Source organism: Pseudomonas cichorii (assembly GCF_019719005.1).
Classification (GTDB): Bacteria; Pseudomonadota; Gammaproteobacteria; order Pseudomonadales; family Pseudomonadaceae; genus Aquipseudomonas; species Aquipseudomonas cichorii_E.
Genome location: NZ_JAIGPJ010000018.1, coordinates 91265 through 102961, shown reverse-complemented (window position 1 = coordinate 102961; position 11697 = coordinate 91265). Strand labels below are relative to the sequence as shown.

The 11697-nt window shown below is 59.1% G+C and carries 10 protein-coding genes; 1 reads left to right on the top strand and 9 read right to left on the bottom strand.

All coding sequences use genetic code 11. From position 1 onward, the window contains the following. Positions 1 to 128: 128 nt before the first annotated feature. From K5D32_RS15015 to K5D32_RS14980, 8 genes are all read right to left on the bottom strand, one after another. The gene (locus K5D32_RS15015; protein ID WP_221600793.1) at positions 129 to 1067 is read right to left on the bottom strand and encodes a carbohydrate kinase; all 939 of its coding nucleotides are present in this window, start codon (positions 1065 to 1067) and stop codon (positions 129 to 131) included. 24 nt (positions 1068 to 1091) lie between these two features. After that, complete coding sequence (gene xylB / locus K5D32_RS15010) at positions 1092 to 2573, bottom strand: xylulokinase (protein WP_221600791.1); 1482 nt, start codon at positions 2571 to 2573, stop codon at positions 1092 to 1094. Between the two features lie 9 nt (positions 2574 to 2582). Then, positions 2583 to 4064 carry a mannitol dehydrogenase family protein gene (locus K5D32_RS15005; protein WP_221600789.1) on the bottom strand — a complete coding sequence of 494 codons (1482 nt, stop codon included), beginning with the start codon at positions 4062 to 4064 and terminating at the stop codon, positions 2583 to 2585. Positions 4065 to 4084: 20 nt separating this feature from the next. Beyond that, positions 4085 to 5188 (bottom strand): ABC transporter ATP-binding protein, encoded by a 1104-nt coding sequence (locus K5D32_RS15000; RefSeq protein WP_221600787.1) that lies wholly within the window; start codon positions 5186 to 5188, stop codon positions 4085 to 4087. 31 nt (positions 5189 to 5219) lie between these two features. Further along, the gene (locus K5D32_RS14995; RefSeq protein ID WP_025259846.1) at positions 5220 to 6053 is read right to left on the bottom strand and encodes a carbohydrate ABC transporter permease; all 834 of its coding nucleotides are present in this window, start codon (positions 6051 to 6053) and stop codon (positions 5220 to 5222) included. A 10-nt stretch (positions 6054 to 6063) separates the two neighbouring features. Then, positions 6064 to 6996: a carbohydrate ABC transporter permease gene (locus K5D32_RS14990; protein ID WP_221593685.1), complete on the bottom strand. Its 933-nt coding sequence runs from the start codon at positions 6994 to 6996 to the stop codon at positions 6064 to 6066. A gap of 74 nt (positions 6997 to 7070) precedes the next feature. After that, positions 7071 to 8393: a sugar ABC transporter substrate-binding protein gene (locus K5D32_RS14985; protein WP_221600785.1), complete on the bottom strand. Its 1323-nt coding sequence runs from the start codon at positions 8391 to 8393 to the stop codon at positions 7071 to 7073. A gap of 239 nt (positions 8394 to 8632) precedes the next feature. Next, positions 8633 to 9538 (bottom strand): AraC family transcriptional regulator, encoded by a 906-nt coding sequence (locus tag K5D32_RS14980; protein ID WP_221593687.1) that lies wholly within the window; start codon positions 9536 to 9538, stop codon positions 8633 to 8635. 119 nt (positions 9539 to 9657) lie between these two features. Between K5D32_RS14980 and cobF the strand changes: the two genes are divergently transcribed. Then, a complete protein-coding gene (gene cobF, locus K5D32_RS14975; protein WP_221600783.1) occupies positions 9658 to 10413 on the top strand; it encodes a precorrin-6A synthase (deacetylating) in 756 nt (251 codons plus the stop codon). Position 10414: 1 nt separating this feature from the next. Here the strand turns inward: cobF and K5D32_RS14970 are convergent, their stop codons facing one another. After that, positions 10415 to 11683: a glycosyltransferase gene (locus tag K5D32_RS14970; RefSeq protein ID WP_221600797.1), complete on the bottom strand. Its 1269-nt coding sequence runs from the start codon at positions 11681 to 11683 to the stop codon at positions 10415 to 10417. Positions 11684 to 11697: the final 14 nt, after the last annotated feature.

Here is an 11697-nt window from a genome sequence, read left to right as displayed (position 1 = left end):
ACCAGAAAGACACCGACTTGCTCGACAGGGCGGGGTTTATGACGCCCTAAAATAATCAATCGAGAAAAAAAGCACTGAAGACAGTTGCTCCTACGCGTGTAGGAGCGACTTCAGTCGCGAAGATCACCTTAATCCAACTGATGCCGATACGGCAGATCCGGTCCCACCCTGGTGCAGGTCAGCGCTGCTGCCCTGACGGCAAAGCCGAGCATTTCATCCAAGGCTTCTCGTGTCAGTGATTCAAGACTTTGCGGCGTATCCAGCTGGCGCTCGCTGAGAAAGGTCAGCAAGGCCGCCTGGAACGTATCGCCTGCACCCACCGTGTCCACGGTCTTGACGCTTTGTGCCGCCACCGACCAGCTCCCGTGTTGCCGGGTAAAAATGCTGGCGCCTTCCGAGCCTCGGGTCAGAATCACAAGCTCGCAGCGTTTGTTCAGCCACTGCTGGGCAATGTCTTGCGGGTCGCTGTCAGGGTAGAGCAGGTGCAGGTCTTCGTCGCTGACCTTGATGATGTGTGCGTGTTCGGCAAAGGCGCGGATCTGAGCGCGCCAGCGTTCTATGTCCGGCTCCGGGTTGAGCCGCACGTTGGGGTCCAGGCTGATAAGCCGGTTGTTGCTCTCCCGGGCGACCAGCGCCAGCAAGGTATCGGCAATCGGCTGCACGACCAGCGAAAACGAGCCGACATGAATGCCGCGCACTTTTTCATCCAGAACGGGCAGGTGCTCCAGCCGCAGTTGCCGGTCGGCACAACCCTCGCCACGAAAACTGTAGGTGGGCGAGCCATCGGCACCGACCGCCACCATGGCCAGTGTCGTAGGCGCTTCAACGTCGATCAGGTAAGCGGGGCTGACCGCTTCCTGATCAAGTACGGCACGCAAGCGGCGACCCAGGTAGTCGGTGGACAGCCCCGCAAAAAAGGCCGCCTCGACCCCGAGGCGGCGCAAACCGATCGCCACGTTGAAAGGTGAACCCCCGGCAACGGCTTCAAGGCCCAGCCTGTTGAGCGAACTGTTGTCGTCCGCTCGGGTGAAAATATCGAAAAGAGCTTCGCCGCAGACAAGAAACATAAGTGCTCCGTGAAATGGCAGGGATCAGACTGCCCGCAATTGATCCTGATAACGTGCGTAGACGCGCTCGTAAGCGGCCACATTTTCTGCGACAGGGTAGGTTTCGCTGTCGGGGTCGAGCCTGACGCAGCGTTCGCAAAGTGTGTGCAGATCCGTTGCCTGCCCATTCTCGCCAGAACTGCACCAGGCCGCCTGAATGGCAGCGCCCAGGGCCGCCGCTTCGGCGTACTCGGTGCAAATGACCGGAGTATCCATGATGTCGGCAATCATCTGCCGCCAGATGGCGCTTTTCGAGCCGCCACCGATCAGGCGGATGGTCTGGCTCTTGATACCGCTGGCCCTCAGCAGGTCCAGCCCGTAGCGTAACCCGAGGCTGGTGCCTTCAACCACGGCCCGGCACAGATTGGCCTGGGTCAGGTTGGTGCTGTTGAGGCCCAGAATGCTGCCGGTGGCATCGGGCAGGGCGGGGACTCGTTCGCCGTTGAGAAACGGCAGCATGAGCACACCTTCCGCTCCGATGGGCGCTTGGGTGACGGCCTGATTGAAACCGTCGATATCCAGCGTGAACAGCTCGCGAATGGCACTGGTGACGTTGGTCAGGTTCATGGTGCAGATCAGCGGCAGCCAGCCATCGGACGAAGAACAGAAGGTTGCCACCGACGCCTGTTCGCTGACATAAGGCTGATCGGCGAAAGCATACACAGTGCCCGACGAGCCGAGGCTCATGGTGATCAGGCCCGGCTTGATATTGCCGGTGCCGATGGCACCCATCATGTTGTCACCACCGCCGCTGGACACCACCGCGTCAGGGTTCAGGCCCAGCAGGCTGGCGACTTCGCCTCGAATCGTGCCGACTTTGTGCTGTGCCGGCAGCAACTCGGGAAGCGCCTTGCCCAGACGGCCAGTCGGATCGATATGCGTCAGCAACGGCAAGTCCCATTCCCGAGTGCGCACATTGAAGTAGCCCGTCCCCGAGGCATCGCCATAGTCCGTGCAGCAACGCCCGGTCAGCCAGTAGTTGAGGTAATCATGAGGCAACAGGATCCTGTCGATACGCTCGAACAGTTCCGGGTGCTGCTCCTTGGTCCACAACAGCTTGGAAACCGTATAGCCCGGGGCAATCACCAGCCCCAGACGTTGCAACGAACCTTGCTCGCCCCCCAGATAGTCCAGCAGGCGCTGGTTCTCGGGTGTGGTTTCGGTGTCGCACCACAATTTGGCCGGGCGCAGCACCTGGCCCTGAGCGTCCAGCAGCACCAGGCCGTGCTGCTGACCGGAAACGCCGATGCCCCTTATCTGCTGGCCTGAAATGCCAGCCTTGGTCAGCGCACTGCGGGTCGCCAGCGCCAGCGCGTCCAGCCACTGCTGCACATCCTGTTCGCGTCGGCCATGGGCGTTGCTGATCAGGCTGTGCGGGGCAGAACCTTCGCCCAGTACCTGACCGCTATCCGCATCCAGAACGATGGCTTTTGTACCTTGGGTCCCGCAATCGATTCCAAGAAACATGGTTGCCTCTCAAAGGCCGTTGGCCAGGATTTTTTCCAGTGTGCCGCTGACTCCCAGGTCCCGCAGATTATTGACGTTCTGCTCGAAAGCGGCGACGAATTCGGCAGAGCGCGGGATTGCCAGGCCAAAGATCTCTTCCACGTCCAGCAAGCGCTGGGTCAGCAATGCATCGTCGGCTACCAGCGCCTGACAGAAATCAGCCCGTGGGTCGGGAATCCGGTAGGTGGTGCCGTTCTCGTCCACGCCCTTGAGGTACAAGGCCCAGGCAGCCACCACCAGCGAAGCGCGCTCCAGATTGCCCTGATCGAGAATCAGCCGGTTGATGGTGGGAATGGTGAACTTGGGGAATTTCGATGAGCCATCCGAACACACCCGCTCCAGTTGATCGGCAATCGCCTGATTGGAGAAACGTTCGATCAGCGTGTCCTTGTAGCCCTCCAGATCGATACCCGGCACCGAGGCCAGTTGCGGGGTGACATCCAGATCCATATAAGCCCGGATGTAGCGCACGAACAGCGGATCGTTCATGGTTTCGTGAACGAAGCGATAGCCCTTCAGGAAGCCCAGATACGTCAACGCAAGGTGGCTGCCGTTGAGCAGCTTGATCTTCATTTCCTCGTAGGGCGTCACGTCGTCGGTGAACTGCACGCCGACTTTCTCCCACGCGGGACGACCATTGACGAACTTGTCTTCCAGTACCCATTGCACGAAAGGTTCGCACACCACCGGCCAGGCGTCGTCGATATGTTTTTCATCGGCCAGTTTCAGACGGTGGGCCGAGCTGGTCATGGGTGTGATGCGGTCGACCATGGCATTGGGAAAGCTGACATTCTCGGCAATCCAGTCATGCAGATCGGCGTCGCGCAGGGCGGCAAAGGCCAGCAGCGCCTTGCGGGTCACGGCACCGTTGTGGGGCAGGTTATCGCAGGACATCAGCGTAAAGGCCGGAACGCCCGCAGCCCGCCGACGGGCCAGAGCGGCACACAGGAAACCGAATACCGTGCCGGGAGTGTTGGGATGAGTCAGGTCGTGGCGGATCTGTGGCAGGTGCGCCATGAACTGGCCGTTGCTGTCATCGATGCAGTAGCCGCCTTCGGTAATGGTCAGCGACACGATGCGGATGTCCGGGCTGGCCAGTTTGTCGATCAGGGCCTGGGGATCGTCTTCGGCCAGCAGCATGCCGCTGATGGACGCGATGATCCGGGTTTCGGTGTCCGGCGTATCACCCAGTTCATACAGGGTGTAGAGATAGTCCTGGCCCGCCAGTGCATCGCGCACGCTACGGTCTTCTGGGCGCAGGCCGACGCCGCAGATGCTCCAGTCCAGACCTTCGCCGCTGTTCATCAGCGCATCGGTGTAAAACGCCTGATGCGCCCGGTGAAAACCGCCGACGCCGATATGGGCGATGCCATGACGGGTTTCGCTGGCGGAATAAGCGGGGCGTGCGATATCGGCGCCCAGTTGCGACAGGTTCTGTTTGTTCAGTTTCATGTCAAAGGCTCTCCAATACGTTAAGCAGCGACCGCTACGGCCTTGGCAATCACCAGTCCCTGTTCGTCGAACAGATGGCAATGGGCGCTATCGAGATGCAGGTTCAGAGTTTCGCCGTACTGGCTGGCCAGATCGCCACGGATCCGCATGGTCAGGGCTTCGCCCGAGCGGGTACGAACATGGCAATAGGTATCGCTGCCCAGACGCTCGCTGACATCGGCAGTGACCTGCAACTGACACTCGCCACTCTGGGCAATGTTCAGGTGCTCGGGACGGATACCCAGCGTGAGCGGAGCGCCAACGCTCAGTCCCGCACGGCTTACCGGCAGGGTGATGCGTGTACCGGCATCCAGTTCGACTTCGCACTCATGGCTGTCGACCCGGCTGAGTCGACCCTTGAGGAAACCCATTTTCGGCGTGCCGAGAAAACCTGCGACAAACAGGTTGGCCGGGTGGTGATACAGCTCCAGTGGTGAGCCCACCTGTTCCACCTTGCCGCCATTGAGCACCACCACCTTGTCGGCCAGGGTCATGGCCTCGACCTGATCGTGGGTGACGTAAATCATCGTCGCCTGCAGCTCTTTATGCAGGCGCGACAGCTCCAGCCGGGTCTGTACCCGCAAGGCGGCGTCGAGGTTGGAGAGGGGTTCGTCGAACAGGAAGATTTTCGGGTTGCGCACGATGGCCCGGCCAATGGCGACCCGCTGGCGCTGGCCGCCGGAAAGCTGCTTGGGCTTGCGCTCCAGCAACGGCCCCAGTTCCAGGATGCGTGCTGCTTCATCGACCTTCTTTTTGATCTCGGCCTTGTCACCGCCTGCCAGATCCAGGGCAAAGGACAGGTTCTTGCCTACGGTCATGTGCGGATACAAAGCGTAGGTCTGGAACACCATGGCCAGGTCTCGCTTGGCCGGGGTGACCTGGGTGATCTCGCGGCCATCGAGTTCGATGCTTCCGGAGGTGACTTCTTCCAGGCCGGCGATCAGGCGCAGCAGCGTGGACTTGCCGCAGCCCGAAGGGCCGACGAAGACCACGAACTCGCGGTCGTTCACATCCAGGTCGATGCCTTTGATGATTTGATGGCCGTCGAAGCCCTTTTGCAGATTTCTGATACTGAGATTAGCCATGCTTGACTCCGTTTTTATTCTTGAATTCGGGCTATTTGACGGCGCCGAACGACAGACCGCGGACCAGTTGTTTCTGGCTGATCCAGCCAAAAATCAGGATCGGTGCGCAGGCCAGGGTCGAGACGGCCGAGAGCTTGGCCCAGAACAATCCTTCGGGACTTGAGTACGAGGCGATGAGCGCCGTGAGCGGTGCGGCATTGGAAGACGTGAGGTTCAGGGACCAGAAAGCCTCGTTCCAGCACAGGATCAGAGACAGCAGCGCCGTCGATGCCAGGCCGCCCTTGCAGATCGGCATCAGCACCCTGAATATTTCCTGGCGGGTGCTGGCACCATCAAGGCGTGAGGCTTCGAGGATTTCTCCCGGAATGTCCTTGAAGTAGGTGTAAATCATCCAGACCACGATCGGCAGGTTGATCAGCGTGTAGATGATGATCAGCGCCAGACGTGAATCCAGCAGGCCAAAGGTCTTGGCCAGCAGGTAGATCGGCATCAGCACGCCCACCGGCGGCAACATCTTGGTGGAGAGCATCCACAGCAGCGTGCTCTTGGTGCGCTTGGTTTCAAAGAAAGCCATGGAGTAGGCTGCCGGGATTGCCACCAGCATGGACAGGATCGTGGCACTGAACGAGATCAGCACCGAGTTCCAGGCAAAGTGGAAGTAATCGCTGCGCTCCTGAATGTGCAGGTAGTTTTCCAGCGTTGGCGTGAAGAACAGTTGTGGTGGCGTTGCAAAGGCGTCGATCTCGGTCTTGAAGCTGGTCAGCACCATCCAGAAAATCGGGAAGAATATCAGTGCGGCGATAAGCCAGGACAAGGCCCCGAGTAGAAGGCTTTGCAGGCGTCGTGATTGTTTGAGCGTCATCATGGCAAGGCCCTCATGACTTGTCGGTGAGGTTTTTGCCGATCATCCGGATCAGGATGATCGCCGCGATATTGGCAATGACGACCGCAATCAGGCCGCCCGCCGAGGCCATGCCGACATCGAACTGCAGCAACGCCTGGATGTAGATCAGGTACGCCAGATTGGTCGAGGCGAAGCCCGGCCCGCCATTGGTGGTGGTGAAGATTTCGGCAAACACCGAGAGCAGGAAAATCGTCTCGATCATTACCACCACGGCAATCGGTCTAGCCAGGTGGGGAAGGGTGAGGTGCCAGAAAATCGCAATCGGGCCAGCGCCATCGAGTCGTGCCGCTTCCTTCTGCTCCTGGTCCAGAGACTGCATGGCGGTCATCAGGATCAGGATGGCGAATGGCAGCCATTGCCAGGAGACGATGATAATGATCGACAGCATCGGGTAATGGGCGAACCAGTCGACGGGTTCTGCACCGAAGAAGCGCCATACGGCGGCCAGCACACCGGACACCGGATGAAAGATCAGGTTTTTCCAGATCAGGGCGCTGACCGTGGGCATGATGAAGAAGGGCGATATCAACAGCACTCGTACGATACCGCGCCCAAAGAACTCGCTGGCTTCCAGCAGAGCGGAAATCAGCACGCCCAGGATCACGCTGATCGCCAGCACGCTGCCCACCAGCAGCAGGGTATTGCCGGCACCGGGCAGGAAACCGCTGTCGGTGACGAAGTAAGTGAAGTTTTCCAGCCCGACGAATTCGTTTTCGCCGGGGCTCAACAGGTTGTAGCGAATCAGCGAGAAATAAATGGTCATGCCCAGAGGCACGATCATCCAGACCAGCAAGAGCGCCACGGAAGGGCTGACCAGAAACCATCCGGGTTTGAATCTGTTGTTTCTGGCCTTGGGGGCATCGCCGGATAAATCCGGACGAGCAGGAATGGCTGAGGTCTTCATGGGGAACTCCGAACCGGGATTTGCCTGTCAGCGGGAGTCGAGGGGCAAGCGCCCCCCGGCTTGAGTCACGCGGTCTACTTTTTCGGGTAGCCGGCTCGTTTCATGTCGCGCTCGGTGGAGTTCTGCGCCATTTTCAAGGCGTTCTCCACGGTCGACTGGCCGATCAGGGCTGCCGAGAACTGCTGGCCGACACTGGTGCCGATGGCCTGGAACTCGGGAATGGTCACCAACTGGATGCCCACGTAAGGCACCGGCTTGAGCGTCGGCGTCTTGGGCGTCACGGCCATCAGGGATTTGAGGGTGATGTCGGCAAATGGCGCGGCTTTCTTGTATTCATCGGTGTAGGTCGATGCACGTGTGCCTGGTGGCACGTTGGAAACGCCGTCTTTCTCGGCGACCAGCGCGGCATACTCCTTGGACGTTGCCCACTGAGTGAAGGTCTGTGCGTCCTTGGTGTTCTTGGCACTGGTCGGAATCGCCAGCGACCATGAGTACAGCCACGACGAGCCTTTTTCCGTCACTTGATGAGGCGCATAGGTGAAGCCGACATGGTCGGCGACCTTGCTCTGGCTCTTGTCGGTGACAAAGGAGCCCGCCACGCTGGCATCGACCCACATGGCGCACTTGCCGCTGTTGAATAGCGCCAGGTTTTCGTTGAAACCGTTGCTCGATGCGCCCGGTGGCCCGGATTGCTTCATGGTGTTGACGTAGAAGTTGAGGGCGTCTTTCCATTCCGGCTGATCGAACTGGGGTTTCCATTGTTCATCGAACCAGCGTGCGCCGTAGGCGTTGGCCACCGTGGTTATCAGCGCCATGTTCTCGCCCCAGCCGGCCTTGCCGCGCAGGCAGATGCCGTATTGCTCCTTGGACTTGTCGGTGAGCTTGCCGGCGAATTCGGCAATCTGGGTCCAGGTCGGACGCTCCGGCATGGTCAGGCCGGCGTTCTGGAACAGGTCCTTGCGGTAGTAGGTGATCGAGCTTTCCGCATAGAACGGCAGGGCGAACAGCTTTCCATCCACCGACAGCCCGTCGCGCACGGAAGGGAATACATCATCGAGCTGGTAGCTGGCAGGCAGGTCTTTCATTTCCTGCAACCAGCCCTTGGCACCCCAGAGTGAGGCTTCGTACATGCCGATGGTCAGCACGTCGAACTGGCCGCCCTTGGTGGCAATGTCGGTGGTCAGGCGCTGGCGCAGGACGTTTTCTTCCAGCACGACCCAGTTGAGCTTGATGTCGGGATGCTGTTCTTCAAAGGTCTTGGAGAGGCGTTGCATGCGAATCATGTCGCTGTTGTTGACCGTAGCGATGGTCACGGTCCCTGCAACAGCGTGGCCGCCGAACAGGAAACCGGCGCTGAGGACTGAACTGGCAAGCAGGAATTTTGCTGAGGTCTTCATGGGTCACTCCTCTTCCATGCTCGGAGAGCCTGGAGGGTCGGTTATTGTTTTTGTCTCTTCCGGAGGTAAGGAAGATGTGAGCTGATTACACCGGCCTTGAGGCGCGATGACAAATCCTGCGCCGCACTTCAACTGATACTTTTTTGCATTCGGCAGTGATTTGAAAACACACTGCAACCGCGCTCAGGCAGGCTGCAATGAAGGATCAGCGTAGACGAGAAGGCTGGAGGCAGGACGAATCAGTACAGGTTCTGCTCCGTCAGGCGCTGGACGGCAAGACGCCGGTAGTGCGAGGGCGTCATGCCTTTGAGCTGCTGGAAGCGGCGATTGAAGTTGGAAATGTTGTTGAAACCCGACTCGAAACAGATATCCGTCACCGGCTTGTCGCCGTCGGCCAGCAGCTCGCAGGACTTGCTGATGCGCAGGCGATTGACGAACTCCACGAAGCAGCGCCCGGTGGCCTGTTTGAACACTCTGGAAAAGTACGTGGGTTTCATCCCCAGGTACTCGGCGACCTCTTCAAGAGGCAGTTCGCGCCCGTAATGGGCAAAGATATAGTCCACCGCCCGGTTGGTCCGCTCCACGCTGTGCTCGTCGGCCATGTGCGACACCGTAGTGCCCGAAAGCAACTGAAAGTCATCGCTGGCTGCCAGCAGTTCCAGCAGGATCAGAAAGTGTCCGAGCCGGGTAATGCCTCTGGAGTCGGCGATCTTCTGCATCAGCTTCATGGCCTGGCGGATCGTACGTTTGCAGCGAAACTCGATACCGTATTGAGCCCGCTCCAACAGCGGGGTCAGGCTCTTTAGTTCGGTAAATACCTGATTGCCGCTTTCCAGCAACTCATCGGTGAAATTGACCAGCATGTCGCGCTTTGGCACCACTTCATCTTCCTGGATCTGGCTGATCCAGTTGTGCGGCAGGTTAGGCCCGGTGAGAAACAGGCTGCCTGGGTTGAAGTTGCCGATATAGTCGCCGACGAATACCTTGCCGGAGCTGGCGACGATCAGGTGCAGCTCGTACTCCTTGTGGAAGTGCCAGCGCACCAGCGGGCAGGGAAAACCGTGTTCGCGATAGATGATCGACAGACCATTGTGGTCGTCCATCAATTCGTAGGAAGGGTCTGTAATTCTTGCTGTTCTTGTCATGGTCTGACCGCCTACAGAGGTACCAGCCTGCTAATGTGCCTCAATTGTTCCATTCATGCCCAGTCGTCTTGTGCAAATTGCCAGGTGGCTGTTTGCAGTGAAACCGGAGTCATTGCCTGATGAAACAGATCCTCCTGATCGGAATTGGTGCCGGAGATCCCGAACATATTACCGTGCAGGCCATCAATGCCCTGAATCGCGCCAGGGTGTTCTTTCTTCTGGACAAGGGACATGCCGAGGATGATCTGCTGCGCCTGAGAAAGGACATCTGCCAGCGCTATATCCAGGGCGACGACTACCGGCTGGTGCAGGTTCGCGATCCCCAGCGCGAAGACGACCCTCAAGGCTATGAGCACGGTATCGAACACTGGCATGAGCAACGGGCTGTGCTGTTCGAGCGTCTGATCGGTGATGAGCTGGAAGCAGAGGACGTGGGCGCGTTTCTGGTCTGGGGTGATCCGTCGCTCTACGACAGCACTATCAGGATTCTCGATCGGGTGCTGGCGCGGGGCCGGGAAGTTTTCGACTATCAGGTGATTCCCGGCATCACCAGTGTCCAGGCGCTGGTGGCGCAGCATCGCGTGCCGTTGAACCGGGTTGGCGAGCAGATTCGTATCACCACCGGCAGGCGACTGTCGGGTATGGCGGCAGATGAAGTGGACAATGTGGTGGTGATGCTTGATGCGCACTGCACCTTCGAACGCTTTGTCGGGCAGGAGCTGGATATCTATTGGGGGGCTTATCTGGGGACGCCGGACGAAATCCTGCTGTCCGGCCCACTCGATGAGCTCTGGGGGCAGATCAGGCGGATACGCGAAGAGGCGCGCAGCCGCAAGGGCTGGATCATGGATACTTATCTGCTACGCAAGGGCTGATTCAATCCTTGCGATTCTTCGCCTCGATCCACTGCGCCATGTACTGGGTGCTTTTGTGGTGATGATGGCGAAGCATCGCGCCAGTGAAGTTGGCGAGTCGATGGCGGGGCAGGTCCTGCCGCAAGGCTTCGATGCGTTCGATCAGGCTGTCGCAGTGCTGCCTGTGCTGAAAGCGCGCTTGCAGAAGCGTTCGTCCTGCGGCCTGGGCTTCTTCCCACAAGGTCTGATCCTGATACAGACGCACCGCCGCGCTGGCGATTTCGCTGGCACTGTGAGCAATGGTCCCCGGCCAGGGCAGGTCGCCGCTCATGGCTTCGGCGCCCACAGGCGTCGTCACCGAAGGCGTGCCGCTGAGCATGGCATCCATCAGCTTGCCCTTGATGCCAGCACCGAAGCGCAGTGGTGCCAGGCAAATGCGTGCGTTGGACATCACTTGCAGGGCATCTTCGGCCCAGTTCATGACATGAAAGCCTTGGGCAGCGTTATGCAGTGCGGTGGCCTTGGGCGGCGTATAAGCGCCGTAAATATGCAGTTGCGCCGTGGGCAACTGCTGGCGAATCAGCGGCCAGATGGCGTTTTTCATCCAGAGGACTGCGTCCCAGTTGGGCGCATGGCGAAAGTTGCCGATGCTGAGAAAGTGCGCCCGCTGTTCGAACGGTGCCACGCTTTCCGGTACGCCATCGAGCATCAGCGGGCACCAGTGCAGCAGGGACTTCGGCACGCCAAACTGATCGCTCAGCAAGTCGATTTCGACATCCGAAACCATCAGGTTCAGGTCGCAGCGATAGAGCGAGGCCACTTCCCGTTGCGCCAGATCGCTGCTGGCGATCCGGGCAAAGAGCTGCGAGTTTTCGATATCAAAAAAACTATTTAAATCATCGGGTTGTGACGATTCATTCAAGTGCTCTTTAAGAAGTTGATGGCGCGTGTGGCGCAGGCTCTGAAAGTCGCAGGTCTCCAGGACCCGCAAGGCATCGGGGCAATGCTTTTCCACTCGCCAGCCAAATTGCTCTTCGATCAGAAACTGGTCGAAAAGCACAATATCGGGTTGCAGTTCGCTGACGAAGGTATCGAAGCTGCTGTTGTTGAGCTCGATATGAACTTCATCGATACCCAGGCTCTTCAGGTCGGCCCGGTGCTCGCCTTCCGTTGCCGGGCTGGCGAACGTGATGTGCCAGTCCTGTTCGAGAAAACACTGGATCAATTGCATGACATGGCCGCTGGCCGCCGAAGAACGGGGCTCGGGCCATACATAGCCAATGATCAACAGTCGGGTTTTTGCTC